Annotated in this window: 25 protein-coding genes and 3 pseudogenes; 12 read left to right on the plus strand and 16 right to left on the minus strand. The window is 44.2% G+C overall.

Features of this window, described 5'->3' with window-relative positions; translation table 11 throughout:
* Window positions 1–62: 62 nt before the first annotated feature.
* Window positions 63–1,091: a LacI family DNA-binding transcriptional regulator gene (locus tag AC3WU2_RS26080; RefSeq protein WP_492457879.1), complete on the minus strand. Its 1,029-nt coding sequence runs from the start codon at window positions 1,089–1,091 to the stop codon at window positions 63–65.
* Window positions 1,092–1,343: 252 nt separating this feature from the next.
* Here AC3WU2_RS26080 and AC3WU2_RS26085 point away from each other — a divergent pair, with 252 nt between their 5' ends.
* Window positions 1,344–2,393 carry a 2,3-butanediol dehydrogenase gene (locus AC3WU2_RS26085; RefSeq protein WP_492457880.1) on the plus strand — a complete coding sequence of 350 codons (1,050 nt, stop codon included), beginning with the start codon at window positions 1,344–1,346 and terminating at the stop codon, window positions 2,391–2,393.
* A 95-nt stretch (window positions 2,394–2,488) separates the two neighbouring features.
* On the opposite strand, the gene AC3WU2_RS26090 is transcribed toward AC3WU2_RS26085, so the two are convergent.
* Complete coding sequence (locus AC3WU2_RS26090; RefSeq protein WP_492457881.1) at window positions 2,489–3,520, minus strand: LCP family protein; 1,032 nt, start codon at window positions 3,518–3,520, stop codon at window positions 2,489–2,491.
* Between the two features lie 373 nt (window positions 3,521–3,893).
* Here AC3WU2_RS26090 and AC3WU2_RS26095 point away from each other — a divergent pair, with 373 nt between their 5' ends.
* Together AC3WU2_RS26095 and AC3WU2_RS26100 are read left to right on the plus strand one after the other, a co-directional pair.
* Window positions 3,894–5,285: an MFS transporter gene (locus AC3WU2_RS26095; protein WP_492457882.1), complete on the plus strand. Its 1,392-nt coding sequence runs from the start codon at window positions 3,894–3,896 to the stop codon at window positions 5,283–5,285.
* A gap of 48 nt (window positions 5,286–5,333) precedes the next feature.
* On the plus strand, window positions 5,334–6,914 hold the full coding sequence (locus AC3WU2_RS26100) for a DUF5597 domain-containing protein (RefSeq protein WP_492457883.1): 1,581 nt from the start codon (window positions 5,334–5,336) through the stop codon (window positions 6,912–6,914).
* Window positions 6,915–7,086: 172 nt separating this feature from the next.
* Here AC3WU2_RS26100 and AC3WU2_RS26105 read toward each other — a convergent pair whose 3' ends face one another.
* The 3 genes from AC3WU2_RS26105 to AC3WU2_RS26115 are packed head-to-tail and all read right to left on the minus strand — an operon-like array spanning window position 7,087 to window position 9,072.
* Complete coding sequence (locus tag AC3WU2_RS26105) at window positions 7,087–7,698, minus strand: TetR/AcrR family transcriptional regulator (protein WP_492457884.1); 612 nt, start codon at window positions 7,696–7,698, stop codon at window positions 7,087–7,089.
* A gap of 18 nt (window positions 7,699–7,716) precedes the next feature.
* Entirely contained in the window at window positions 7,717–8,427 is a 711-nt protein-coding gene (locus AC3WU2_RS26110) for a DUF7832 domain-containing protein (protein ID WP_492457885.1), read from the minus strand.
* A 42-nt stretch (window positions 8,428–8,469) separates the two neighbouring features.
* Window positions 8,470–9,072, minus strand: a complete 603-nt coding sequence (locus AC3WU2_RS26115; RefSeq protein ID WP_492457886.1) for a hypothetical protein — start codon at window positions 9,070–9,072, stop codon at window positions 8,470–8,472.
* Window positions 9,073–9,436: 364 nt separating this feature from the next.
* On the opposite strand from AC3WU2_RS26115, the gene AC3WU2_RS26120 reads away from it, so the two are divergent.
* Window positions 9,437–11,809, plus strand: a complete 2,373-nt coding sequence (locus AC3WU2_RS26120) for an NPCBM/NEW2 domain-containing protein (protein WP_492457887.1) — start codon at window positions 9,437–9,439, stop codon at window positions 11,807–11,809.
* 155 nt (window positions 11,810–11,964) lie between these two features.
* Here AC3WU2_RS26120 and AC3WU2_RS26125 read toward each other — a convergent pair whose 3' ends face one another.
* Both AC3WU2_RS26125 and AC3WU2_RS26130 read right to left on the minus strand, forming a co-directional pair.
* Window positions 11,965–12,612 carry a Vat family streptogramin A O-acetyltransferase gene (locus AC3WU2_RS26125; protein ID WP_492457888.1) on the minus strand — a complete coding sequence of 216 codons (648 nt, stop codon included), beginning with the start codon at window positions 12,610–12,612 and terminating at the stop codon, window positions 11,965–11,967.
* A gap of 141 nt (window positions 12,613–12,753) precedes the next feature.
* Complete coding sequence (locus tag AC3WU2_RS26130) at window positions 12,754–13,011, minus strand: hypothetical protein (protein WP_492457889.1); 258 nt, start codon at window positions 13,009–13,011, stop codon at window positions 12,754–12,756.
* Window positions 13,012–13,123: 112 nt separating this feature from the next.
* Here AC3WU2_RS26130 and AC3WU2_RS26135 point away from each other — a divergent pair, with 112 nt between their 5' ends.
* On the plus strand, window positions 13,124–13,339 hold the full coding sequence (locus AC3WU2_RS26135) for a helix-turn-helix domain-containing protein (protein WP_492457890.1): 216 nt from the start codon (window positions 13,124–13,126) through the stop codon (window positions 13,337–13,339).
* Between the two features lie 93 nt (window positions 13,340–13,432).
* Here AC3WU2_RS26135 and AC3WU2_RS26140 read toward each other — a convergent pair whose 3' ends face one another.
* Window positions 13,433–14,803 (minus strand): hypothetical protein, encoded by a 1,371-nt coding sequence (locus AC3WU2_RS26140; protein ID WP_492457891.1) that lies wholly within the window; start codon window positions 14,801–14,803, stop codon window positions 13,433–13,435.
* A gap of 202 nt (window positions 14,804–15,005) precedes the next feature.
* Here AC3WU2_RS26140 and AC3WU2_RS26145 point away from each other — a divergent pair, with 202 nt between their 5' ends.
* Together AC3WU2_RS26145 and AC3WU2_RS26150 are read left to right on the plus strand one after the other, a co-directional pair.
* Window positions 15,006–15,686: a hypothetical protein gene (locus AC3WU2_RS26145; protein ID WP_492457892.1), complete on the plus strand. Its 681-nt coding sequence runs from the start codon at window positions 15,006–15,008 to the stop codon at window positions 15,684–15,686.
* Window positions 15,676–15,939, plus strand: a pseudogene (locus AC3WU2_RS26150) (toxin-antitoxin system TumE family protein); the annotation flags it as partial. The gene AC3WU2_RS26145 and the pseudogene AC3WU2_RS26150, both read left to right, overlap by 11 nt.
* 16 nt (window positions 15,940–15,955) lie before the next feature.
* On the opposite strand, the gene AC3WU2_RS26155 reads toward AC3WU2_RS26150, so the two are convergent.
* Complete coding sequence (locus tag AC3WU2_RS26155) at window positions 15,956–16,648, minus strand: Vat family streptogramin A O-acetyltransferase (protein WP_492457893.1); 693 nt, start codon at window positions 16,646–16,648, stop codon at window positions 15,956–15,958.
* A 124-nt stretch (window positions 16,649–16,772) separates the two neighbouring features.
* Window positions 16,773–17,045, minus strand: a complete 273-nt coding sequence (locus tag AC3WU2_RS26160; RefSeq protein ID WP_492457894.1) for a hypothetical protein — start codon at window positions 17,043–17,045, stop codon at window positions 16,773–16,775.
* 110 nt (window positions 17,046–17,155) lie between these two features.
* Between AC3WU2_RS26160 and AC3WU2_RS26165 the strand changes: the two genes are divergently transcribed.
* Window positions 17,156–17,371 (plus strand): helix-turn-helix domain-containing protein, encoded by a 216-nt coding sequence (locus AC3WU2_RS26165; RefSeq protein ID WP_492457895.1) that lies wholly within the window; start codon window positions 17,156–17,158, stop codon window positions 17,369–17,371.
* A gap of 186 nt (window positions 17,372–17,557) precedes the next feature.
* Here AC3WU2_RS26165 and AC3WU2_RS26170 read toward each other — a convergent pair whose 3' ends face one another.
* Entirely contained in the window at window positions 17,558–18,673 is a 1,116-nt protein-coding gene (locus AC3WU2_RS26170; RefSeq protein ID WP_492457896.1) for a slipin family protein, read from the minus strand.
* Window positions 18,674–19,301: 628 nt separating this feature from the next.
* On the opposite strand from AC3WU2_RS26170, the gene AC3WU2_RS26175 reads away from it, so the two are divergent.
* Entirely contained in the window at window positions 19,302–20,624 is a 1,323-nt protein-coding gene (locus AC3WU2_RS26175) for a helix-turn-helix transcriptional regulator (RefSeq protein WP_492457897.1), read from the plus strand.
* Window positions 20,599–21,423 carry a WYL domain-containing protein gene (locus AC3WU2_RS26180; RefSeq protein ID WP_492457898.1) on the plus strand — a complete coding sequence of 275 codons (825 nt, stop codon included), beginning with the start codon at window positions 20,599–20,601 and terminating at the stop codon, window positions 21,421–21,423. The genes AC3WU2_RS26175 and AC3WU2_RS26180 overlap by 26 nt, the downstream gene beginning before the upstream one ends.
* A gap of 92 nt (window positions 21,424–21,515) precedes the next feature.
* Here the strand turns inward: AC3WU2_RS26180 and AC3WU2_RS26185 are convergent, their stop codons facing one another.
* From AC3WU2_RS26185 to AC3WU2_RS26205, 5 genes and pseudogenes are all read right to left on the minus strand, one after another.
* Window positions 21,516–22,301, minus strand: a complete 786-nt coding sequence (locus AC3WU2_RS26185; protein ID WP_492457899.1) for a TatD family hydrolase — start codon at window positions 22,299–22,301, stop codon at window positions 21,516–21,518.
* Window positions 22,302–22,321: 20 nt separating this feature from the next.
* Window positions 22,322–22,880 (minus strand): annotated as a pseudogene (locus AC3WU2_RS26190) (RNA 2'-phosphotransferase).
* A gap of 149 nt (window positions 22,881–23,029) precedes the next feature.
* Window positions 23,030–23,359 (minus strand): annotated as a pseudogene (locus AC3WU2_RS26195) (metallophosphoesterase); the annotation flags it as partial.
* 11 nt (window positions 23,360–23,370) lie between these two features.
* Window positions 23,371–23,643: a hypothetical protein gene (locus AC3WU2_RS26200; RefSeq protein WP_492457900.1), complete on the minus strand. Its 273-nt coding sequence runs from the start codon at window positions 23,641–23,643 to the stop codon at window positions 23,371–23,373.
* A 49-nt stretch (window positions 23,644–23,692) separates the two neighbouring features.
* A complete protein-coding gene (locus AC3WU2_RS26205; RefSeq protein ID WP_492457901.1) occupies window positions 23,693–23,860 on the minus strand; it encodes a hypothetical protein in 168 nt (55 codons plus the stop codon).
* Between the two features lie 150 nt (window positions 23,861–24,010).
* Between AC3WU2_RS26205 and AC3WU2_RS26210 the strand changes: the two genes are divergently transcribed.
* On the plus strand, window positions 24,011–24,358 hold the full coding sequence (locus tag AC3WU2_RS26210; protein ID WP_492457902.1) for a helix-turn-helix domain-containing protein: 348 nt from the start codon (window positions 24,011–24,013) through the stop codon (window positions 24,356–24,358).
* Window positions 24,359–24,943: 585 nt separating this feature from the next.
* A complete protein-coding gene (locus AC3WU2_RS26215; RefSeq protein ID WP_492457903.1) occupies window positions 24,944–26,305 on the plus strand; it encodes a DNA cytosine methyltransferase in 1,362 nt (453 codons plus the stop codon).
* Window positions 26,306–26,367: the final 62 nt, after the last annotated feature.

Consider the following 26,367-nt stretch of genomic DNA (forward strand, 5'->3'; position numbering starts at 1 on the left):
TGAACATGCCAAAGAAGCTGCCTTCCCTCAGGAAAACAGCTTCTTCATTGTTTATGCTCGATTTATTCAATATGCTGGGTCGTGCGCGTTCGCGGCAAGCTGGATTCTCTCACGATGAGTCTTGGCTCGAATTGAATCCGCTCATACAAGCCTTTTTTCTGCTCATGGATGCGCTGCAATAGAAGCTCCGTCGCCACCTTCGCGACTTCCGACCCCATAATGGAGACTGAGCTCATCTTCGGCGTCGTGATCGTACACAGCAGATTGTTATCGATGCCGACGATCGCGATATCTTCTGGCACACGAACACCTAGTTCTTTGAACCGATTCAGCAGCCCGATCGCGACCATATCATTGCCCGCATAGATGGCATCCGGCATATGCGTCAGGTTCACGAAATAATCTGCTGCTCTTGCCCCCGTCTGGAGTGAGAAGTCATCCCCGAAATAGACCAGCGATCGATCGACTTGATCCAGTGCATCCTCATAGGCAAAAAACCGCTCCTCAATGATCTCTTTCGGCGCCCCCGCATAGCCAATTCTCGTCCTGCCAATGCTAATCAGATGCTCCATGACGAGCCTGCCCTCTTGAGTGGAGAGACTGACGATATCCGCCTTAATGTCTGGCTCTAATTTTTTGCCGTAATTAATAATGGAGATCGGAAGCTTGGCTTTATTGATAAGATCCTTGAGTGTATCCGGATAGGCAAGCGGCAGAATAATAAGCCCGTCCACATGAAGCTTCTTCATATCACGCAGCAGCTCGAGCTCCGACGTTATATTGCCTAATGTATTAATTTGAACCACACGATAGCCGTAATGCTTGGCCGCTTGTTCGACTGAATAGGCGATTTCAGGTACAAAAGCGTTGCGAATATCCGGTACGGCGAGCGCAATCAGCTTGGTCTGACGCAGCTTCAAGTTCTGCGCATTCGTATTCGGAATGAATCCAAGCTCCTCGACCGCTTCCATCACCTTGGCTTTCGTCTTCGGGCTAATCCCGCCCATATTGTTAATCGCTCTCGACACGGTTGCGATCCCAACCCCCGCTCGTGCAGCGACATCCTCGATCGTCACTTTATCTTTACTCAATTCCAGCACGTCCCTACTTATCCGAAATCGTTTCCACAATAGTATGCGTCATTCATGAATATTTCTATTATATCATAAACGCAATGGAATCAGGTACATGGTCATTTTTGTACGTCAATAACATTTTTAACATTGACAGTTTGACGATTTAGTGACATAGTAGTCATCGGAAACGTTTCCTAAAATTATTTTGCATTTCCGAAAAATAAATATATTATTTCGTAATTCAACATTTCTAAGGGGATGAACAAGGTGAAAGCACTCAGATGGCATGGCCTCAAAGATTTGCGTGTAGAACACATTGAAGAACCAACGGCATTACCAGGTAAAGTGAAAATTAAAGTCGAATGGTGCGGCATTTGCGGCAGTGACTTACATGAATATACAGCAGGTCCAATCTTCATTCCTGAGGGTGCTCCGCATCCCATTACAGGGGAAAAAGCGCCGATCGTAATGGGCCATGAATTTTCCGGACAAGTCGTCGAGATTGGCGAAGGCGTCTCTAAAGTGAAAGTCGGGGATCGCGTCGTTGTGGAGCCGATCTATGCTTGCGGTACATGTGATGCATGTAAATCCGGTTACTATAACTTATGCTCCACCATGGGCTTCCTCGGTCTTGCCGGAGGCGGCGGTGGTTTCTCCGAATACGTAGCTGCGGAAGAATATATGGTTCACAAAATTCCCGATAGCATCTCCTATGAACAAGGTGCACTGGTCGAACCATCCGCCGTTGCGCTCCATGCCGTTCGTCAAAGTAAATTAAAAGTCGGCGATAAAGCTGTCGTATTCGGTGCGGGCCCAATCGGCTTGCTCGTGATTGAAGCCTTGAAAGCCTCTGGCGCAGCCGAGATCTATGCGGTTGAACTGTCTCCCGAACGGAAGCAAAAAGCAACGGAGCTTGGCGCCATCGTCATTGACCCGAAAGAGTATAATGTGGTGGAAGAAATCCACAAACGCACTGGCGGCGGAGCTGATGTTGCTTATGAAGTGACTGGGGTCCCTCCTGTCCTCACGCAGGCATTGAACTCCACGAAAATTGGCGGCGAATTGATGATTGTCAGCATTTTCGAGAAAGAAGCTCCGATTATGCCGAACAACATTGTCATGATGGAACGCTCCATCAAAGGGATTATCGGTTACCGCAACGTCTTCCCTGCCGTTATTAGCTTGATGGCTCAGGGCTACTTCTCGGCTGAGAAGCTTGTGACGAAACGGATTAAGCTGGATGAGGTTGTGGAGGAAGGCTTTGAGGCGTTGTTGAAAGAAAAGAATCAGGTGAAGATTCTTGTGAAGGCGGAATAAGGCATATAATGGAGAAAACGTTAGCAGACCGCATGGTTTGCTAACGTTTTTTTTGGTTATATCTCGTTATTCGCTTTGCTCGTTCGGGTATGTAATTAATTCTTCATCAGCCCCATCACGTCGCCTAGACGAATCGGACCGGCCTCCTTATGGCCGACTTCGGTCCGCAGATCCGCGAGCGCCTGCCTCATATCCTCTTCCTTGGCGTAGACATAAGGACTCTTCCAATCGGCTTCCACATGCAACGAGCGAATCGTCTTCGGATAGTAGGTTGGGAAGTTGAAGAGCCATTGCTTCAGTTCGTTCGCCGGCATGTCCGTCTTCACGTTGTCCCCGATAATATCCAGCACTTTCCCCCACTGCGCCATCCCTTGGAAAGCACTCAGTTTATCCGTTAATTGCTTGATGACTTGCTGCTGCCGTTCGCCCCGCGCAAAGTCGGATGACTCTTGGGTGCCCCGATTGGATTTACGGTATCGAACGAAGTCGAGCGTCTTCTGCCCGTCCAGCTTCTGCAGTCCTTTATTCAGATCAATGTGGGTGCCATCTGCGGTATCCACGTATTTCATATCCATATCAACGTCAATCTCGAGCCCGCCAACCGTGTTCACGGTTTGACGCAGTGCGTCGAAATTCACCAGCGCCATATAATCGATCGGCAATCCCAGCATATCACTGAAAAACCGTTTCGTATTCGCAATCGCGGAATTCTTATCCTTGATCGCGTAGTAGGCATAATAGAAATTGGCCTTCCGATTCGGCATATCTTTCGGCTTCATCAGCAGGTCCCGCGGCAGCGACATCATGCTCGCCGAGCGCGTCTCCGGGTTGTAACTGATGAACATCAGGACATCGGTATTTAACGTGCCTCCACTTCCTTCCCGGTTATCGATTCCGGCGAGCAGCATGAGGAACGGTCGGATTGCCTTTTCATTCGCAACAACTTCATGGGATTGTCCCTTCGCTTGCATGGCATCTGTCGGCGCCGCCATCCGCTCAATCGCGGAATCCGCCTTATAGTAGAGATGTCCGAGATAACCTGCCGTAACGAGCAGCAGCGTGCCGAGCACGAGCGCGGAGATCCAGATCGTCCGCCGCAATACTGAAGATTTGTGTTTCGTGGTCATCGTTTCCTCCGAACGAAATGCCTACCGCTGCACCGCAGCCGCATATTCGACATTTCTTCTAATTTTTCTCAGTTCATACTATTGTATCTCGCGATCGGAGATAAAAAGTTATGAAAAAGTTAAAATTGAGGTGCTGGCCGAGGGGAACTGGATGAAACTGAACAAAGAAGCTTCTTCCTCATGATGTGAGGACTGAAGCTTCTTCTGTAGTTTTCGTATTTACCCTTTCACAGCATTGCTTTAACTTGCTCCAGATCCGGGCTGGGTTGAGGGCATGAAAAGGATATTGACGATATTATTTCCAATATTGTACAATTACTACATGCCACACGTGTGGCATTCAAATGAAAAACAATAGCAAAGGAGGGCTTCAATGGTGGAATTACCAAGGAGGATCAGGGTGTTCTACTCGCTTGGGCAGTTAGGCTGGTCGATTCTGGCCGGAATTATGGGAACATGGCTCATCTATTTTTATTTGCCGCCGGAAGAATCAGACATAAATGTGGTGATCCCGCAAGGTAGTGTGTTTATGGGCGTTACGATTATTGGCGTCATCATGGGAATCTCTACGTTGATCAATGCAGTGACCGACCTGTGGATTGCCAACATGAGCGATAGAACCAAGCACCGCCTTGGGAGACGGACGCCTTTTTTGAGACGAAGCGCGCTGCCTTGCGCCATTTTGCTCGTGTGCATATTTTTCGTTCCTTTTCAAGACGGCATTCATACCATCAATTCCATATGGCTTCTCATCCTTCTGCCTCTATACATTGTTGCATTTACTTGTTATACGATACCCTACACTGCCCTTCTAAGTGAATTGGGCCGCAGCACGGAAGACCGAATCGATCTGTCGACGTATATCTCGGTTACCTGGTTTCTGGGCCTGATTATTGCAACGTTCGCCCCTAATATTTGGGAGGCCGTCATGACGGTCTTCGGGATTTCAAAAACCGCTTCGATTCAGTGGACCTTTGCGGGACTAGCAGCCATCGCATTGATTCTTATGCTCATACCAGCCTATACGATTGATGAGAATCTGTATGGTTCCCCGAACGCGACAAGCTTGGACATCAAAGCATCCGTTAAATCAATATTTCAAAATCGAGATTACAGATTTTTCTTAATGAGCGAGCTGGGGTATTGGTTCACGAACAGTTTCTTCCAATCATCTCTTGTTTACTACATTACGGTGCTCGCTCGGCAGAAGGAAACGCATGTCGGGCTGATTGTGGCTGCCGTCGGCGTAATTTCGTTCCTGCTGTATCCGCTCATCAATCGATTAAGTAAAAGTTATGGCAAGAAGAAGTTGATGATCGTATCGTTCGTTTCTCTTATCGTTTCTTTCATCTATATCTCGCTTATGGGGATGTTTCCGTTTGACGGATTTTTACAGTTGATTCCCATCGTTCTTCTCTCTGCGGTTACCGCGGCCATATCAGGCATATTGCCGAATGCTATCGTTGCGGATTGCGCCGTATATGACGCCAGTTCAAGCGGAGAGAACAAAGAAGCGCTGTACTTTGGCGTACGCTCGTTTCTAACGAAATTTGGAACGGCTTCATCCGTTATCATCTTGCCCACCGTATTGGCAATCGGGAATTCGATTCATGATGATTCCGGGATCCGAATATCCGTCATCATAGCTGCTATTGTTTCCCTCTTATCCTTATTAGCTTTTCTTAAATACGATGAGAACAAAATCAGCGCAAGTCATCACCCGATAGGGAATTTGGAAGCTCAAGAACCGACTCACCCCGCGTAAGTTGAAATTCATATACCCCATTTGAATATAAGAACAGGAGATGATTGTATGTTTACAGTAAAGGGAAAACCATTCATGCCGATGGGAGGCCAGTCCAAAAACTCCAGCGCCTATACGGCAGAAGAATTAGCATCAGCTATTGCTGGCGTCAAGGCATTGGGAGGTAATACGTTGGAAGCACCGGTCTATTGGGAACAAGTAGAGCCGATAGAGGGGCAATTTGATTTTTCTTCAGTAGATATGCTGCTGGAGGAGTGCCGGAAGAATGACTTACACCTTATCGTATTATGGTTTGCAACCTGGAAGAATGGCGAGATGCGTTATTGTCCCGGTTGGATCAAGACAGACAAGCAGCGGTTTTTCAGGGTACTTCGCAGCGACGGCGTCCCTATGAATATACTTTCGTCTTTTTGCGAGGAAGCGCTTCAGGCAGATACAAGAGCGTTCCGCGCATTGATGGGCCATCTGAAAGAAAAGGATAGCGAGACGGAGACGGTCATTTCGGTGCAAGTGGAGAATGAACCGGGCATTCTTGGCTGTGACAGGGATTATGGACCAGAGGCTAATGCCGCATTATCCGGGGCTGTACCCTCCGAACTCCTCGAACATGTGAAGGGCCTTGGAGAAGGCAACGTCTGGGAAGTCTTGCAGAAGAACGGCTCTAAAGAACAAGGGAGTTGGGAGGAAGTTTTTGGTGTCAAGGGCGGAGAGTTCTGCACGGCTTGGTCTATTGCCAAATATATCGATCATATCGCCGCAGAAGGCCGCGCGATATACAACCTTCCCATGTATACCAATGCTTGGCTCTCTTTTCCGGGTTGGCCGATTCCGGGATTCTATCCTGCCGGCGGGCCTGTAAGGAGCACGTTAGACATTTGGAAATTTGCGACGCCTCATTTGGATCTGATCGCACCGGATATTTACTCTGTAAATTATAGCGACTACAGGATTATTTGCGAAGACTATCTCCGGTCCGACAACCCTTTATTTGTTCCGGAATCCGGCACAGACGGGCTTAATGCGAGAAATATGCTCCGGGCTTTGGCTGACTACAACGCGATCGGGTACTTTTGTTTTGGTGTAGACAGCATCCTGGATATGGAAGGAAACCTGCTGGAAGATGCCGTATTATTCGCCGAAAGCTTCCGCAGCGTAATGAGTCTATTGCCGTTAATTCAGAAGTATCGAGGTACAGGCAAAGTTCATGCCGTCGTAGAAGAGGATTATCAAATGAACCAGAGTTTTGAATTCGAACAGTACATCGGAGCAGTGCCTTTTATCAATATGGGCCCAGCGAGCGATAACAAGGATCATAGACATGCCCGTAATCCTAAGTTGATTGAAGGACGACCTAAACACGGGCTTATCATTGAAGCCGGACCGCAAGAATTTTACTTGGCCGGCAACTTCCATCTCTTTATGGTTCCCGGGTCAGGACCTGGATGGTTGGATGCTCTGAAAATGTCGTTAGTACAAACCCCCGTGGACTATCTTTCCGTGGAGGAAGGCTATCTGACTGATGCTGGCGAGTTCGTACCCACACGCACTAGAAATGGCGATGAATCCGTATTCGGAGGTTTCTGGGTTACTCCATATTGCGGTGTTGTAAGGGTCGTTCTAACGCCATAGCTATCGAATAACCACCGATGCAGCGCACATGAAACCGTAGTGAGAAAACCTCTATCGAGGTCATTCAAAGATGAGCGACCGCGATTAGATGTAGGTTTTATCGCCAATCAGAAAGTCATCTTTGCATATCTAAAACTCATACTTTCTGATGTGGTCAAATAAACTCCGGTATTCATGTGCGCTTTATTCCACTTAACATAATATCCCGAAAAGATTTGCCAAAATCAATTTTATCGCAGTATTCATGCTTCAAGTGGTTCTCTCTCAGAATGAGACGTTGGAAAAGAGAAATAAAGCTGTGGCTAATAAAGTGGTACAGCTCTTCGACCGTCAGATCGTTACGAATGGAGCCATCTGTCACCCCTTCGCGAATATAATGAAACAGCGGGTCCAGATCGGGGTTTAAAGCTTCAATAAACGATTGTTCCAGCTCTGGATTCGGATAACTCTCCTGAAAATACCTGTCGAACTCGGCAGTGAATTTGATCTGTTCTTTGACTTTATCCAGATCAACCTGAAAGAAGTACGCTTTTACTTTTTCAAAACCCGTTTTGCCGGTCGTATCCCCGATATCCAGTGTAAGATAGTCCTGTATTTGTTTCATTACCAGGATCTCAATTTCAAAAGCTAATTCATCTTTCGTGGGGAAATAACGATACAGTGTTCTCCTATTGATGTTCACAGCCGATGCAATATCTTTCATTTGGGCATTTGCGATCCCGAGCGCTATAAATTGTTTTTCTGCTTCTATCAGGATACGTTGTCTTGTCGTTTGCATATCCATCTCTTCATCCCCTCTCTCTTATATCTTTTGTATTCTCTCCCAAAATTCTTTAAAACGTTGTTCAATTACAGGTTCAATCAAGTCATAATTTTCCCATGTATTAGCAACATGGTAGAATGTAAGTCCAACTCCTTGAAAGGTATGGACATAGTCTTCGGCTGTATAAATGTCCTGTTGAATATTCAAATATTCATTCACGAATGGTTTAATCTCATCTGCAAGTTCTTGGGTTGAAAACACGCCATCCAGACATTTTCGATAGAATTCAGCACCCGTAAGCTGCTTCTGCTTTACTTTCTCTATTTCATTAGCGAACTGATGCTCTATTTCCTCTGAAAACCAATTATTTTTAATTAACCAAGTGATGAACATGCCCGTAGCGGTGTAAGCAGCATCTTTTGTTAAATCCTCCGGGAAATCCCCTTCATAGTGCCACTTCGCTTTATCTAATACACGATCCTCAGGAATCATAATTGCATCTAGAATCGATTCAGGCTCTTCGATATATCCTTTCGCTTGGTATTCCAGAGACAACTGCTCAAGCTGATAGAGCGCTTCTTCCATTGGATATTGTTGATACACCGCATTAGTGGTTTTTTTACGTAATGTTAACCGGCCTTTCACGATATTCAAAATATGTAGATCTGACGAAGTCTCCGTGATCATCAAATGAATATATTGTTTATAATTTTTGCTCGGTTTTGTAAGCAATATTCTCTTCGGATTCAATTCCCCTTCCTCCTTATACATAATGAATTAATTAGAAAATGCTTATACTCTGCCCCAAAATTCATCAATCATTTTCGTGGTTTCTTCTGATGACCGAAGTTGGACAGAATTCCCTTTTTCATCTATCGTAAAATGTCCTTTGAAAGCATCTGGCATTGCATTGTATTGTTGTTCTTCTTGTGCATATGCCTGAATAAAACAAGCGTATCCAAATCTATTTACTAAATACGGTAACCCAAAAGCAGAACGAATCAACTCATATTCTTGATAGTTATATGGTGTATTTTCAGGACGCTTCATCAGAATTTCTATGAACTTAGACATCAGTTTCTCTAATTCTTTTTCAGTGGCATAATTCGCGTATCCTCGGATTGCAGTCAATCTCATATCTAGATAGCGTTCTTTTTTAAAGGCTTTGAAGAAAAAATCCTTTAAATCAATATCTTCACAAAACACAAGTGACATCATTATTGTGTTACGAATGTACAAATTTTTTGCTAAAGAATATAGTTCTGTTAAAAATTCAACATCTGCACTTGACAACGCTATGGTCTTGCATTTTTCCAGCAACTGTTGAAAATCAGTTTTATTTTCAAATCCCTTTTTTTGAGACATTTTCTTGAGCTCTTCAATTATTTCTGGCATTTGATGTATTCCTCCATAAGATAATTGTTATACGTAATCATTATACAGCATTTCCAAAGAACAAGATTTGGAGAGTCTCTCAACTTCAATTGCTGATAATATATCATCTCTTATTAGTCTATCAACGGTGGCTTGGACAAACCTAAAGGGGATAAGATCATTCACCAGGAGTCATCTTTTTTAGTTCCTACCGGCAGCAACGATTTGCCGCATACGTCAATTGGTGATTGCATATGATGTAAATGATTGCGTTCCCTAAACATAGTAAGCTATCTCCATTAAAATGGAAGGCTGGTGATAACTCAGAGAATCATTACATACACGATGACAGATACAAAGAATTAAATCATTTGGAGGTAATCGTATGCGTAGGTTCAAAGTGTTATTGTTATCCATTGCATTGGTATGTGCCCTATGGATCCAGACAGGCGTCATGAGTAAGCTGACACCAACGGCATATGCATTAGATGATGGACTTGCCCTTACTCCCCCTATGGGATGGAACAGCTGGAACAAGTTTGGCGGCAATATAGATCAATGGAAGATTATGGCCATGGCAGACGCTATGGTGGAGAACGGTATGAAAGATGCAGGCTATCAGTATATCAACATCGACGATAACTGGATGACCGGATCAAGGGATGCGAACGGCGACCTCGTGCCCGACCCTACTAGATTCCCCGACGGAATCAAGGGGGTTGCGGATTACGTTCACAGTAAAGGCTTAAAGCTTGGAATTTACTCCTCTAACGGTACGAAGACCTGTATGGGTCTTCCGGCAAGCCAAGGCAATGAGAAAAGAGACGCCGCAAAATTCGCAGAATGGGACGTGGACTATTTAAAATATGACTTCTGCTATAATGAGAGACCATCTACCTATGCGCCAGATCTAGATAAGTTCGTTATATCCGATGGAAAGAACACCAAGACATATGAAGCGGAATCGCCTGACAATACACTTGTCGGAAACGCCAAAATAGTCGGCTCGAAGGTCGGATATATCGGCAATAACTCTGGTGAATTAATTATCAATAAAATTAATGCACCTGCGGCAGGCAATTATACAGTAACCATTTACTATATGAATGGGGACGCCAGCAGAAATCTGTACGTCAGCGTGAACGGCGGTGCGGGACAAAAATACAGCTTACCTTATTCAGGAGGTTGGGGTACTGCGGCTGCTTATCCAATTCAAGTTGATTTACAGCAAGGTGAAAATACGATCAAGTTCTACAACCCGGAAGATGGCTCCAAGATCTCGGAACAACAATACGGAGCCATGAGAGATGCTCTCGTAGCGACAGGACGCCAAATCATATTCAGTATTTGTGAATGGGGAGCCAATAAGCCCTGGTTATGGGGTCCGTCGGTAGGACACCTATGGCGTACAACCGGCGATATCACCGATACGTGGAACAGCATGACTACCTTATTGGACGAAAATTCCGTACTTGCCCAGTATGCAGGACCGGGACACTGGAATGATCCGGATATGCTTGAGGTTGGCAACGGCGGGATGACGGATACGGAGTACCGTGCGCATTTCAGCTTGTGGAGCATGATGGCATCGCCTCTCATCGCAGGCAACGATATTACAGCCATGTCGGATGCTACGAAGGAAATCCTTCTGAACAAGGAAGTCATTGCCATCGATCAGGACCCGGCAGGTATACAGGGAAGTAAAATACGTGACGACGGAGACTATGAAGTATGGGTAAAACCATTATCTAACGGAGACAAGGCCGTATTGTTCTTTAACCGGAGCCAAGCATCGACAACCATGAGTTTGAACATCGATGAGCTCGGCTTGAAGAAGGCTCCCGTATATATCGTACGCGACCTGTGGGAGCACAGTGAGAGTGCAGCAACGAACATCATTAGCGCCGATGTGCCGTCCCATGGGGCAGCCATGTTTAGAGTCCAACCCGGCACGCCGAATACGGCCCAGCCGGCAACGAATCTTACGATAACGTCAGATCCTACTGTTGAAGCAGGTCAAACCAGCCAGGTCACGACGACATTTACGAATAACGGTAAAATAGCGCTTCAGAGGATCGCAATCCAGTTACAGACGCCTAACGGGTGGTCTGTTAACGCGACTTCGCCGACCACCTTTCACAACCTTCCTCCAGGAAAGTCCATTACTACGACGTGGGATATGACCGTGTCCAGCGATGTGACTTCAGGGGTATACGACATCCCTGCCAATGCAGATTTTAATTATAGAGGTCATGAACAGGGAGAAAAGCAGGCAACAAGCCAGATCAAAGTATATGCAGCTCCGCCGGCAACGGATACCTACCTTAGCGATATGAATTGGCTTGAAGCGGAGAACGGCTGGGGCCCTGTTGAGCGAGATCAGAGCAACGGAGAATCCGGTTCAGGGGATGGGAAAACAATCACTATAGATGGTACAACGTATGAGAAAGGACTTGGAACGCATGCAGATTCCGCCATCACCTATTACATTGGCGGCAAATTCGCCAAATTCATTACCGACGTAGGGGTTGATGATGAGGTTGGAGACAATGGTTCTGTCGTATTCCAAGTATGGGCGGATGGGAATAAGATCTACGACAGCGGCGAATTGTATGGCAATTCACCGGTACAGCATGTCGATGTCGATATCACCGGAACCAAAATGCTTAAGCTCGTCGTCTCGAAAGGCGGCGACAATAACAATTATGACCATGCAGACTGGGCTGGTGCTAAGATCTTAGTTAATGCCAATTCATAGCGTGTTAGAACGGTATTGAATAGATGCGATATACAAAACCTCCGATGCGCAGGCTAAGACCTGCTGTCGGAGGTTTCTCTAGCGAGCGTTTCTCTGGGATCAACAGGAGAATGCTCGCCTTACTAGATTAGGAACTGATCATGATGATACCAGGTTCATTGGCCATCTCGTAACAACGCTTTGACTTGCTCCAGATCAGGGCTGCACAACTTCTCCAGATTCGTGAATAGCTTCTCTGCAGGCCAATCCCACCAGCGCAGCTGTAGCAGACAATCAATTGTCTCGTCATCAAATCGCTTGCGGATGACCTTACAAGGATTGCCGCCGGCAATGTGGTAAGCAGGCACATCCTTTGCCACAACCGAATTCGCAGCAATGATCGCCCCATCCCCGATATGTACGCCCGGCATCACGGTTACGTTTTGCCCGATCCACACATCATTCCCCACGACGGTATCCCCTTTGAATGGCAGCTGATCCAGTGTTGGCGTACTCTTCTCCCATCCACCGCCCATAATATTGAACGGATACGTGCTGGCAGAGTTCATCCGATGATTCGCGCCGTTCATCACGAACTCCACGCCCTTCGCGATCGCACAGAATTTCCCGATGATCAGCTTATCGCCGAGGAACTCATAGTGATGGGTGACGCGATCTTCGAACCGCTCGGGACCATTCGGATCGTCGTAGTATGTATAATCCCCTATTTGAATGTTCGGACGCGTGACTACATTTTTGATAAAGCAGACGCTCTTGATCGCCTCGTTCGGATAGATTGCATTCGGATCCGGACCCTGTGTCATAGGTGATTCCTCCTCTAATGTCCCAATTTTTCAACTATGACCCTATTATATTCGGGATGAAGGCTGGATACAAAAAAAAAGGAAATCGATTGGAGTGAATTTATATCTCATCAAGGTACATCTTATTTAGGTTTACTCATTCTATCCCCTTATGCTTTTTATCTTCCTCTCGAGAACACCCATTTCTAGCTGCAAATGAAGCAACTCTGTATCGAGATCCTGCCCCATCATATGGATGACAGTAACAATGTCCTCTGCAGTAGGCAAATGAATAGTATCTGCCTTATTGGAGATATACTCTAGAATAACGTTAATGATTTCTTTGCAAAGTCCGATCCTTTGAATCAGTATGTTTTCTTCTTGGATGGCTTCTTCATATTTGGTAAGGAGATCTTGCATAGCTATCACCTCATTACGGTACGTATATGCGTACCAATTATGAACATATTATATGGTACGTTATTGCGTATAGTCAACGTTTCATATGATTGCTCGAAAGGTGATTCTTTAGATGGCCAAAAAAGTCGTTGTAAAAATAACTGAGCTAACCAAACAACATGATATTTCCTTACGTGAGTTATCTAGGCTGTCTGATGTAAGACATGCTGCGTTAAGTGAATTGTCTAATGGCAAACGGGAGAATATTAATTTTAGTCATATTGAGAGGATTGCTGAGGCTCTGAATATAGAGGATATCCGGGAGATTATTGATTTGGTTGAGGAATAGAACTCAAAATAGAAGAAGCTTCATAATCATTAAGATGATTCTGAAGCTTTTTTTCTGTAAAACCTTATTTTCAAAACAGATTACTTCTTACTTCTATTTCAGCTTGCTCAGTTCATCCAAAAAGGCTGGCCTATTGCCATTCAAGTCCTTTAGTTTAACTACTAATTCATCACAGCGATCCTTACCTGCTATCGCTTTGTACCGTTTTATGATTTTACATACTTGTTGATAATCTTTTCGTTTGTTGGATAGTCTCGCTGCGTTCTCAATATGATTACCATAAATGAATATCACTTCATCTTTGTACGAATCTATCAGTCTATCAGCATACTGCTCAACCCTGCTAGGGTCTAGTCTGACCACTTCCATGATTGCCTCGACATCTTCTTCCAACTCGATAACCTTTAGATAGATCTCCCTGATTCGCCACCCTGGCGTTTTCTTCAGTTTTTCTTTTATTTCTACGTAATAATTCGGTCGATCTTTGGCAGCTAATAACTTCAATTCATGATAGTAATCAAAATCCCCCTCCAATAAAAGTTCTTCGGCCAACTCCCATTGTTCTTTCGCTAGCGACAGCTTTTGATAGGCTACATATCTGACTTTCTTCCACTTATGGACTAATCCTGCATAATGCTTATCTTTTTCCTCCCCAGCGAGCGCCAATGCAATAACCTTGTCATAATTTTTTTGTTCCATGCATTGGTCAATAGCCCTTTCCCGGAAAAAGGTAAAATGCATGTGCTCTTGAATGAACTGATCCTTCTCCGCTTCCGAACCATAATCTGCCACAAGCATGAATAGCAACTGGAGCAGCTGCTCTTGGGTGTACTTCATATCATCGTCGTTAGATTGCTGGGTCATTACATGCTGAAGCTTGTCCCGAAGTCGCTCCCTAAGAACAGCCTGATCAGCAAATTCGGCGCATATTCCAAGAAGCTCTATACGGAAATCTTCCCAGCCCTTAAATATCTCACTCTCAGATTGAACCAAAATCCGATCGAACATTGCCGCATTCACTCTAATATCCTCAGTCTCTCTTTCAAGCACCATCCTCCGTATCTGTTCCAGAACCTCTTGTACTAGAAATCCAATTCCTCCATTGGAATCATCTGCATATTGAAAAGCTTCCACGGCTTCGTCCAGCACTAAAAATGCAATATCCAATGCTAGCAATGCATCGGATGTATTACATGCTTGATCCAATACATCCATCATTTCTTGAACAAATCCATACGTTTCTCGGTAGTGGATAAATCCTTCTCTACCCTTATACTTCGTCACGACTGACTTGATCAATTTCTTACACTGCTTTATTTCTTGCCCAGATTGAACTTCGCCGTACTTGACGATGAGCTTGTTTGCGAAAATATGATCAACTTGAGCGAAATGCTCAATGATTTCGATCAATTGATCTTTGCTAAGGCTATCCAACACTTTATTTAACTCTGACTGTTTGCTCACAGAAATCACACCTCAAACTTTCGACAAGTCTCTTCTTTTCATAATAATAGACTTTTCCTAATTTCGAAACTGTCAAAGATACGTTGAATAAAACGGTCAACGTCTGACTATATTTAATAATAACTTTCAGTTCCATTTCAGTTATCTTGCAGTTCACTTGTAGTTAAGATGTCATTCTGTTATCCTATGGGGGTGAGGTGATATGTTTATGATTACTTATGAGGATCGGAGACTTGTCGAGGAAGAGATATTTCGGGATGTAAGGAATAATCCACAGTACGGATTGGCCACTTTTAAACTCATTTACAATTTATTAAGTCGGATTGGTCCTACAGAAGATTTAGAGCACCGTTTTGCCCATTTTACTACTAATGATATGAACAATCATATTGACCAAAATGATCTGTCTATAGAAATGCTCCAACTCCTCGATTTAGCCTTTCAATATGCATCAGAATTAGACAAGCCAACGTATTATACAACGGGACAAATGAGTACATACTTTGGGGTCTCAATTACGACAATAAATAACTGGCTTCGAGAAAAACGTATTTCTTATCAAGGAATGGATGACAAGCCCTCTTATAAACAAGCACGAATTCCGGACACAGCCATATACAAAGCCCCTAATGGGAAAGAGACGTTGCTTCGTGAAATCATTCAAGAATACGAAAGACAGAAATCTTTAGCGCCGGTTTATGATGAAGTAGAACGAATGAAAGCACTCGTCAAGGTCATTCTAGCTTTTGAAGAAAAATACGGTGGCAAATATGATGAAGTAGTAGCTCGTTTAGGCGACCCTGAATCGTCCCAAGACTGGAAATGGACGCGGGATGCTGATGAATGGTGGTACGTCATGAAGGAGTTAGCCGGTGAACGGTAAACCTAAAAGTGATTTAGATCGTATTCAACGCGACCTGGGCCACGGGATTTTAGGCGAAATACGAAATAATGACCGATCAGGAATAACTTCAAATATATATGCTCAAAGAGCAACAATTACCTTTACAGATCATTCAAAGCTTTACGTTACGGAATATACGAATAAATCAGGTTATATAGATAAGTACTATTACGACTGGGAAGACGAAAGCGGTCGATTAAAAGCTCAATACCATAGCGAACCCCATGATCAGGATAAGCGTTACCAAACTAAAACGGAGCCCTATCATATTCATCCTCCAAAGGACTCCATTCTGTCCAACATAGATCGCTTTCCAAACTATTCTCATCAGGATCAGTGCTGCACAGCTTCTCAAGATTCGCGAATAGCTTCTCTGCAGGCCAGTCCCACCAGCGTAGCTGTAGCAGACAATCAATCGTCTCGTCATCAAATCGCTTGCGGATGATTTTACAAGGATTGCCGCCGACAATGTGGTATGCAGGCACATCCTTCGCCACAACCGAATTCGCTGCAATGATTGCACCATCCCCGATATGCACACCCGGCATCACCGTCACATTTTGCCCGATCCACACGTCATTCCCTACGACGGTATCCCCTTTGAATGGCAGCTGATCCAGCGTTGGCATGGTCTTCTCCCATCCGCCACCCATAATATTGAATGGATACGTGCTGGCAGAGTTCATCCGATGATTCGCGCCGTTCATCACGAACTCCACGCCTTTCGCGACCGCGCAGAACTTCCCGATGATCAGCTTATCACCGAGGAACTCATAGTGATGCGTAACGTGCTCCTCGAACCGTTCGGGGCCATTCGAATCGTCATAATATGTATACTCCCCTACTTGAATGTTCGGACGCGTGACTACATTTTTGATAAAGCAGATACTCTTGATCGCCTCGTTCGGATAGATCGCATTCGGATTCGGACCATGTGTCATAGGTGATTTCTCCTTTAATGAGCCAATTATTCAACTATGACCTTATTATATTCGGGATGATGACTGGATACAAAAACGGGAAATCGATTGGAGTGAATTTATATCTCATCAAGGTACATCTCATTTAGAAGCATTCATTCTGTCCCCTTAAGCTTTTTATCTTCCTCTCGAGAACACCCATTTCTAGCTGCAAATAAAGCAACTCTGTATCGAGATCCTGCCCCATCGTATGGATGACAGTAACAATGTCCTCTGAAGTAGGCAAATGAATAACATCTGCCTTATTGGAGATATACTCTAGAATAACGTTAATGATTTCTTTGCAAAGTCCGATCCTTTGAATCAGAATGTTTTCTTCTTGGATGGCTTCTTCGTATTGGGTAAGGAGATCATGCATCGCTGTCACCTCTTCCGGTACGTATATACGTACCAGTTATGAACATATTATATGGTACGTTAATGCGTATAGTCAACGTTCATATGATTGCTCGAAAGGTGATTCTTTAGATGGCCAAAAAAGTCGTTGTTAAAATAAATGAACTAACCAAACAACATAACATTTCCCTACGTGAGTTATCTAGATTGTCCGATGTAAGACATGCTGCATTAAGTGAATTGTCGAATGGCAAACGGGAAAATATTAATTTCAGCCACATTGAGCGAATTGCGGAAGCTCTGAATATAGAGGATATTCGGGAGATTATTGATTTGGTTGAGGAATAGAACTCAAAATAAAAGAAGCTTCATAATCATTGAGATGATTACCGAAGCTTCTTTTTCTATTCTTAATGATCCGGGATCTTACTCCCCCATCCGTAAGCGATACAATCGCAACGAGACTTCGTCCAGATGATCCTTGATCAAAATGACATTGGCGTATGTCGATGGAATCTGCAAATTTAGTGTTCGCTATTTGCTCCCAGCCTTCCTCTCACCAATAAGAGCACCCAACCGCTCCAACAGATCACCGCCACCCGATAATGAGATGGACCCGACTTTTTCGCATATTTTCTCGAGGAATTCCAGCTCTTTCAACCGGAACAACGTCTGATTCTCATCCATCAGTTTTGCGGTATTAAGCAGACTTCGGGTCGAGGCTGTTTCTTCTCGACGCGTAATGAGATTCGCCTGTGCTCTCTTCTCCGCGAGCAGGACGGTGTTCAAGATATCTCTCATTTCCCCCGGCAAAACAACATCCTTCACCCCCGCACTCAGGAAATGCACGCCGAACTCTTCCTCCTTCTCACGTAAACGGGAGAGTACGAACGTTGCCACGTCCTCTTTGCGTTTCAATAGATCGTCCAATTTAAGAGCTCCGACATATTCCCGAAGCGCGAGCTGAAGCTGGATATGGATTTGCTCGTCGAACGACTTCATTTCCAAAGCGCGTAATGGCTGTACGATCTTGTATTGACAGACGAAGTTCAAGCGCAGCGTAACTTTATCTTCTGTCATGATTTCTTGGCCGATGAGATCCATTTGTTGCTGTCTTAGATCAATCGTCTTGACCATCGTCGAGACTGGGCCTCTCCAGAAGTAGTACTTGCCAGGAGACAACTCTCGTTGTAACACGTGATCATAGAACAAAAATCCGGACTCGTAACTCACGATTTCGTAGGACTGCACATTGGCAGTCAGCTTCGACACAATGGAACGGTTGACCTCGACAGGCAATTCAGGTTGTCTGATATCTGCATGCACAAAGGTATGCTTTTTAAGGTTGTTCCAATAAGCGTAAGCACCAGGCTTAAGTAATTGTACGAATTGTCCGTCCTCGTAGTGCAGAACGTATTCGTGATCTTGCACGCGTACGATATCGAGCTCACGCACAAGATTTTCGTCATGAAGGAACAACTTCAGATCTTTTCCATCCACATGAAACGGTTTAGCGATATTCATCACCACAACGGTGGATTTGGACCACATGGAGAAGCGATACGTCCCCGGCATCAGCTTTTTCACATAACTTCCTTTATCAAATAGCAAACCACGCTCGTCTGCTTGAATCGTTACTTTTGTAAACATGTTCATTAACCCCCTAAATAGTTCGACCAATGGACCTAGAATCCCACTGCGATCCGGCGGAATCTCGTTTTAGCGTAGCGATCTATCCGTCGTTTTCATGGATATTGGAATAAGCGAGTGACCCTGATTCAGCCGCCCTTCTTATTCTTCAAGCCAAGAGAACTTCCCGGAATTTCGCTCCATCGGTATCCACGGATTGCATAGCCTTCCTGCAGTGCGCTTAAATAGCCGCTAAGGATTCTATCCTCTGGTCTTTTGATCAAATTTGCTCGATTGGAAGTCGAGTATTCTACCAGAATCGCTCCCTAGGCGATTGGGGAATCGAACCCCAAATAGTGGTTTCTTGCCGATCCGATCGTACAGGATACCGTAACATACCATGCACGGCACTGCGGGATAAATCGATATCCCCGCCTCGTTACGACCGTCCGAACAAGAAACAATGTATGATGAAACGCCAGTTGGCGTTTACCACCTTGCTACATGCTTCTTACAGGTTCTATCATCGCTCATTTCAACCTGAACGAACATGGCGAAAGTATTACGACTGGGCATAAAGTTTTCCATTTCACCCAAATCCCTCCCCTGTTACAATGGAAGAAGTGCTTAATTTGAACGGGGGATCCCATTGGCTAAGGAAAGTTTTGATAAAGAAATCCAATTCCTGCGTATGCTCGTGCTGACAAGCGGTGCCTTCAGTAGACAGCAATTCGCAGAACGGCTCGGCATTTCCATCCACACATTCGATAAAACAATACGGCGGCTCAAAGAAGTCGTCAGCTCGCTGCATCAGGTGTTGCCGCAAGAGCAGAGCAAGGAATTATCCGAGACGATTCGGTACAGCTACTATGACACCACCGATCCGCTACTCTTATTCCTGTACCGTGCCAAATCGGTCAAGGAGTCCGAAAGTCAGCGAATCTCAATGCTGTTAGGTGCGATGAATGAACAAGCTCTGACTACGATGGAGCTCTTAGATGTATGCTGCAGCAGCCTATCTTCGGATCTTCCATTACCTGACGAGAAGACGATTCGGTCCGATCTCAAATATTTGGAGGCGGTCGGCGTCGTCAAGAAGGAGCCCGGTCCTCGCCCCTACCGTTATCGCATTCAGGATGACTTGGTTCGCAGCTTATCGGATGAAGAGCTTATCGATTTGTATGATTTCGTCGATGTCATGGCGAACACGCAAGTACCTTCTGTTCAAGGCTATCTGCTGCGTGATGGGCTGAAGAAACATCTATTGCGCAATCAAGTCGAGCAGCATGCCGTCGAGCCATTTTTATATAAGTATCACTATTACTCACGGATATTGGATGAGGCGCATCTATTTACGCTGCTGCATGCGATCCGTCACCGGAGGAAGGTCCGTTTCCTCTACTTCTCGCCAAAGTCCGAGAAAAGCTACGCCTCCAAAAATACCAACCCCTTATTTGAACGGGATACGAAGGGCAAAGCCGAAAAGACGCTTCCGCTTAAGATTGTTTACGATCATCAGTATGGAAGATGGTATTTGCTTGCCTACGGCAGAGAAGGAATTCGCAAATATCGCATCGAAGGGATCACGCAGATCGAAGAGGATGAAACCGTGGACGAGGCTTGGTGTGAGGAAAAGAAGACCGAGCTTGCCGCCAAAATGCAGTACAGTTGGCTCATCGATACGGGACGTCCGGTGAAGGTACGCGCTAGATTTTATAATCCAGGTGGGTCCGAGCCGAATTTCATCAAAGAGCGAGTCTCGCTGCAAGGGCAGTGGGGACAGATCGTCTCCGAAGATGAAGACTCATTTATCTATGAAATAACCGTGAATGGGACGACAGAGATCAAGCCATGGCTGCGCAGTTTCGGGTCCAGCTGCGAGATACTGGAACCCATGCAGCTCCGGCAGGAAATAATTGCCGAATGGAAGGAGATTCAAACCTACTATGCATCTGTTCGAGAAAATATTTAACCATCAGATCATTTCCCGGTTGGAGGATTCGGGCACCTTCATGGTCACCTCGCATGAACGATCATGGCTGAAGACAATGCTTGAACATCCTGCGGCTGTCGAGGCCTTTACTACATACACGCTGGACAAGTTGCGTTCCATTCTGGAATCGGATCAAGTGATGGATACTTCCTCCCATTTGATCGAGAAAGCCCGCAGTCTGGAGAAACAGGTATATCATCCACTCTTACGTACGCTGCGCCGACACATCATGGATAAGTCGGGATTGCGAATCACCTACGAGATTAAGGGCGGTCGGGTGAAAACAGATCATTCAGGCTTTCCGTATAAGTTGGAATATTCCATGGTTAAGAGAGAATGGTATTTACTCTGGTATCACACGCGGCATTACGCCTTCATGAGCACCCGGCTGAAGAATATTCATGCTGTCACGACAGAATCGATCAAGCAATCGACAGCAGAGCGCATCCTTCGGGAGATCGGTGACACATTGAATTCACGTAAAAGTGAAGTGGTCATCGAAATTATTCCAATGTATAACGAAGAGTTGTCCCGCATCCTCTATGCCTTCTCCAGCTTCGAAAAAAATGTCGAGTATGATCTGGATCACGATACCTATCGAATCAGAGTCTGTCTGCTAGGAGATGAAATGAAGTATTTGCTTTCCAAGATTCGTTTTCTCGGGAAGCGTGTTCGGGTTATAGAGGGAGATTATTTAAAAAGAAGGATGCTAGAGTCGTCAACGAAAGCGTTGGAGCGATATGGCGTCGTTAATGTTAGTGAAGAACGATCTTCGTAAGGATCATGGGGTTCAATATTCATACAGAAAAGAAGCTCAAACGTCGGATAAAGGGAACTGACGCTTGAGCTTCTTGTGTTCATTAAGATTTATCAAATTCGAAAAAACTCGACCGAAGTCTCCGTCGTCGCCTTTGCGACCTCTTCGACCGTCTTCCCTGTGCATCGCGCTACAGCTTGCAGAATGTGCGGCAGGAACGCAGGCTCATTCCGCCCGTCTGCCGGTTTCTCCTTCAGATCGCGCGGCGTTAAGAAAGGCGCATCCGTCTCGATCATCAGTCGATTGAGCGGGATGATTCGGACAAGGTCCCTCAGATGCTTGCCTCTCCGCTCATCGCAAATCCATCCTGTAATCCCTATGTAGAAGCCCATATCCAGGTATGCTTTAAGTTCAGTCAGATTCCCGGTAAAGCAATGTACTACCGCTTTCTGAACGGCATACTCCTTCAGCATCGCCGTAAAATCCAAAAATGCGTCCCGCTCATGCAGAAACAACGGCATATTCAGCTCAAGCGCCAATTGAATTTGCTCAGCGAACCATTTCCGTTGCACCTCCCGCGGTGAGAAGTCCCGGTTATAATCCAGGCCGCACTCGCCAATCGCAACAACCTGTGGCAATGCCGCTAATTCTCTGAGCTTCGCGATCGTCCCTTCGTCGCAGCTTTTCGCATCATGCGGATGAACGCCTGCTGTAGAATACAGTTTCCCTTTGTAACGGCCGGCATACCGAGCCGCATCGACGCTGTTCCTTAGGCTCGTTCCTGTAATAATGAGGGGATTGACATTATTAGCCGCCGCTCTCTCAACGACCTGTTCTCGGTCTTGGTGAAACGAACGATGCATTAGATTAACGCCGATATCAATGATTGGTTGATTCATGATTTCAATGACTCCTTTTCTTAGGGCTCCATGACCGAGCAGCTTGTAGGCGGCACCCGGTCAGCTAGCCATACTTCGTTACCTGCGTAGTAGAATGTAATTCCTAACCGCTTGGCATGAACCGTGTCTACTTTGAGAATGACTAGCTCTCCCCTGCGGCTTCCTGCCAGCGTTGCAAAATGGGTGCCTTCCGACAAATGAACATACTGCCGGCTCATCGGTCGCAACCCTTCCTTCAAGATCGACAAGAGAGCCTTCTTGTTCGTTCCATGATATAGAATGAATGGCTGGAGGCTCTCCCGGGGTATATCGGACTTTATCGTGACTGTGACCGTACCTTGCTCTGATGCGGCTGCCTTCGATTTCAAAACGCTGCTTTTCCGAATTGCGGACCACCTGCTCTATATCTTCCGTTTTAACCCACGACAACTTGGGTTGTGCTTGAATAGCATCTAATAGCGAATCAACCGGACATGAACCGTCTTCAGGATCCAAGACAATTCCAAAATCCTCAGGTGTGTGCCGAAGCAGCTTGGTCATCAATTTGCTTAAGCTTTGCTCCATAGCTTGATTTAACATGACTACCCCTTCGCTTCCTAATGCAATCACAACAATTCCATTAATTGTATTATACTTGTTCCGAAAAACTGCGGATAGGAAAACTTCAGCTTTACACAACTTTAAAATAAGAAAAAATGCATGAATTAATATCATGCATCTCATCCATGTTATAGACGCGGATCGATTTCCCGCTCCTGCGCAACCTCAATCAGTAAATTAGCTGCGATCTCTTTATATTCCCCATGCTCAGGCGTAATTGCATCCAATGGCACCGCCAGCATTTGCATCCCCAGCTGGTATTCCCTGAGCGAAGTGCGAAGCTTTTGACTGACATTCGTTTGTTTGAGCAGCTTGCGGTATTTATGCGGGAACTTATAGTCATATCCATAGATGATAGACAAATAATCAGGATTCCGCACCTTAATATACGATACCGTTTTTCCGTTCCATATCTCAGGTTTAATGACGATCCCTTCCTTATGGTTCTCCATCGTACTCATCGAGGCATTTAGAAGTATTCATTCTGTCCCCTTAAGCTTTTAATCTTCCTTTCGAGAACGCCCATTTCTAGCTGTAAATGAAGCAACTCTGTATCGAGATCCTGCCCCATCGTATGGATTGTAGTCACAATGTCCTCTGCAGTAGGCAAATGAATAGCATCTGCCTTATTGGAGATATACTCTAGAATAACGTTAATGATTTCTTTGCAAAGTCCGATCCTTTGAATCAGTATGTTTTCTTCTTGGATGGCTTCTTCGTACTTGGTAAGGAGATCACTCAAAGTACTGTCACCCCTGATTCTATTAATCTTCTCATTTTCATACGCTAACTTACTTCTGACTCTTCAAGTCTTCTCTTCTAACGTTATAGCACTTGGATTGTGCAAATTGTAATGTCTGTAATAGCGCTAGAGCATACTCTTGGGTAACTTCGTCAAGTGTTGTAAACACAGCCTTCAACTCCTCAATTTTATTCACCTGCGTTTGTGGTTGTGTCATTACATCAACCCACTTTCATTATTTGTGTTATAAACACAAAATAACATTGATATTAAGCGTTGTCAACACTTCATTGGTAGTCAACTTGTGTTGACTTCATATTTTTTGTGTTGTAAAGTAAATGCATCATCTTAAAGGAGGTAACTCGTGTTGCACGATAGGATCAAAGCCGTGAGAGAACACTTGGGGTTGTCTCAAAGAGAGTTTGGGGAAAAACTAGGTGTTAGCCGAGATGTCATCAGTAATCTGGAATATAATCGCGTTCAACCGAAAGAACTATTACTTAAGCACATTTGCGAACTGTACTCTGTCAATGAACAATGGTTGCAGACAGGCGAAGGCGAGATGTTTATAGACGCAAATCGTTATAATAAAAAGCTTGAAGAAGCCATTGCTATATTTAAAGCGTTACAACCAGACTTTCAAGATTACGCACTGGAGCAGTTAAGGAAGCTTTCGGAACTGCAAGCCAAGAGGCTGGGTACCTCCAACCAGTAGGAATGACGTTAACCAAAAAAGAAGAAAGAAGTTGTAACTATATCCGAACTTACTAAACAACATTAAAATTCCTTTGAGAGTCATCTAGGTTGTCTGATGTAAGGTATACTGCATTGTCTAATGACAAAAGGGAGAAATTATTATCAGCCATTTTGAGCGAATTGAGGAGGCTCTGAATATAGAGGATTTTCGGAATATTATTGATTTGGTTGAGGAATAGATGATGAAAAAGTAAAAAGAAGCTTCTTAATCATTGGAGTGATTTATTGAAGTTCCTCTTTCTGTAAGTAAATCCCAATCAAGGAAAATTCATTCCTACATTTCTATTGAATCATTTAAATCTTTGTTTGTTCTTCTTCGTTAGATAAAATATATGTATTCATTAGGAACACCTTATTTTTCCTGTTGTATAAGTCCCATTTTATCACCTATACTACTTATTTATGACATCATTCAATAATTTATCTTTCATTGATAAATTCGTTGCTTTATAATAGAACGTATATTCGTAAAACCCTGGACTTTTCTTTCAATTTCAGTCATAATAAAGATAACCTAGTTTTGAATGAAGAGGATGTGTTAGAAATGAAGCCATACGCTATTGATTTATTTTGTGGTGCCGGAGGAATGAGTGAAGGCATTCTACAAGCAGGATTTCATATTCTATTTTCAAGTGATATTAATGTAGATGTCGAAAGAACTTACAGAAATAGACACGATCAGCTAGGCCTTATCCAAGGTGTGAACACTTTCTTTAAAAGAGCTGATATTCGCGAACTTCCATCAAGCGAAATAATAGAATCAATTAAAAATCTTAAAATGTTTCAAGATAAACCTTTCCCAAAAATAGATGCTATTTTTGGGGGCCCACCATGTCAGGGATTTAGCCGTGCCGGACAAAGAAAAAAGGATGATCCTCGTAATACGCTCTTCAAAGAGTATCTCAGAATTATTAATGACCTAAGACCAAGCTATGTTGTTATGGAGAATGTTGAGGGCTTTAATGATACACGACTAGATGGTTTTGTTGGAGTAAAAGGTAGGGTATATGCTGATAACAGTTTAATGCCGGAAATATTACGAAATGAATTTTCTGAAATTGGCTACAATACCCTCCCACCACAAGTTTTGGATTCATCTGAGTTTGGGGTACCACAAAGAAGACGTAGGGTAATTTTTATAGGTTATTTAAATACCGATAAACCACCTGCATACCCAGCACCAACTACCCCCAATGAAACAGATAAAATCACTGTTTTAGACGCTATTAGTGATCTCATTGTAAATCAGAATAGCAAAATGGCTCAAAAGAAGTTATCAAAATATCAAACCGAATCTCGTAGAGGTCGTACAAAGACCATTTCCGGAAAGTCAGTTGAGTACAATGGTGAGATTTATAATCACGATCTCTCTAGACATAATGAGTTAATAACCGAGAGGTTTTCTCTATTTCGAGAAGGAGAATCATCCGCAGCATTAATAAAAAGAATCAGAAGTGAAGGAATAGATCTTAGTCATTACCCTTCATTATTAAAAGAATGTGAAAGAAAGTTAGCTAACTATACTACCGCTCAAATTATCAATACTTTTAAATGCGATAATATTAGTAATGAGTTACTAGAAGCTTTATTAACTAAAAAAAGCAACCGATTTAGATTAAATAGAAGTAGCGTCGCGCCTACCATGGTTACTTTACCAGACGACTTCTTAACTCCCTTTGAACATCGAATTCCAACTGTTAGGGAGATGGCTAGAATCCAGTCATTTGATGATAGTTTTGTGTTTCTAGGAAAAAGAACTACTGGTGGTCCAAGACGTAAAGTGGAAGTTCCTCAATATACCCAAGTTGGTAATGCTGTCCCTCCACTATTAGCTAGAGCAATTGCTCTCGAGATAATGAAGGCTATAAAATTAAATGAACACGCTTATCACCTGTCAACAATTTAAAAATTAATATCCCCCTCTTTAATATCACTTAATAAAAGATAATAAAGTGGGGGATTCGCATT

The organism is Paenibacillus sp. EB106-05-06-XG162 (assembly GCF_058791655.1).

Coding starts and splice junctions, on each gene's coding strand:
- AC3WU2_RS26215 (WP_492457903.1), top strand. CDS start 24,944: ATGAAGCCATACGCTATTGATTTATTTTGTGGTGCCGGAGGAATGAGT.
- AC3WU2_RS26155 (WP_492457893.1), bottom strand. CDS start 16,648: ATGACACATGGTCCGAATCCGAATGCGATCTATCCGAACGAGGCGATC.
- AC3WU2_RS26090 (WP_492457881.1), bottom strand. CDS start 3,520: ATGACCACGAAACACAAATCTTCAGTATTGCGGCGGACGATCTGGATC.
- AC3WU2_RS26105 (WP_492457884.1), bottom strand. CDS start 7,698: ATGGATATGCAAACGACAAGACAACGTATCCTGATAGAAGCAGAAAAA.
- AC3WU2_RS26170 (WP_492457896.1), bottom strand. CDS start 18,673: ATGTTTACAAAAGTAACGATTCAAGCAGACGAGCGTGGTTTGCTATTT.
- AC3WU2_RS26130 (WP_492457889.1), bottom strand. CDS start 13,011: ATGCAAGATCTCCTTACCAAATATGAAGAAGCCATCCAAGAAGAAAAC.
- AC3WU2_RS26145 (WP_492457892.1), top strand. CDS start 15,006: ATGTTTATGATTACTTATGAGGATCGGAGACTTGTCGAGGAAGAGATA.
- AC3WU2_RS26120 (WP_492457887.1), top strand. CDS start 9,437: ATGCGTAGGTTCAAAGTGTTATTGTTATCCATTGCATTGGTATGTGCC.
- AC3WU2_RS26135 (WP_492457890.1), top strand. CDS start 13,124: ATGGCCAAAAAAGTCGTTGTAAAAATAACTGAGCTAACCAAACAACAT.
- AC3WU2_RS26095 (WP_492457882.1), top strand. CDS start 3,894: ATGGTGGAATTACCAAGGAGGATCAGGGTGTTCTACTCGCTTGGGCAG.
- AC3WU2_RS26180 (WP_492457898.1), top strand. CDS start 20,599: ATGCATCTGTTCGAGAAAATATTTAACCATCAGATCATTTCCCGGTTG.
- AC3WU2_RS26160 (WP_492457894.1), bottom strand. CDS start 17,045: ATGCATGATCTCCTTACCCAATACGAAGAAGCCATCCAAGAAGAAAAC.
- AC3WU2_RS26185 (WP_492457899.1), bottom strand. CDS start 22,301: ATGAATCAACCAATCATTGATATCGGCGTTAATCTAATGCATCGTTCG.
- AC3WU2_RS26125 (WP_492457888.1), bottom strand. CDS start 12,612: ATGACACAGGGTCCGGATCCGAATGCAATCTATCCGAACGAGGCGATC.
- AC3WU2_RS26165 (WP_492457895.1), top strand. CDS start 17,156: ATGGCCAAAAAAGTCGTTGTTAAAATAAATGAACTAACCAAACAACAT.
- AC3WU2_RS26115 (WP_492457886.1), bottom strand. CDS start 9,072: ATGCCAGAAATAATTGAAGAGCTCAAGAAAATGTCTCAAAAAAAGGGA.
- AC3WU2_RS26205 (WP_492457901.1), bottom strand. CDS start 23,860: ATGACACAACCACAAACGCAGGTGAATAAAATTGAGGAGTTGAAGGCT.
- AC3WU2_RS26100 (WP_492457883.1), top strand. CDS start 5,334: ATGTTTACAGTAAAGGGAAAACCATTCATGCCGATGGGAGGCCAGTCC.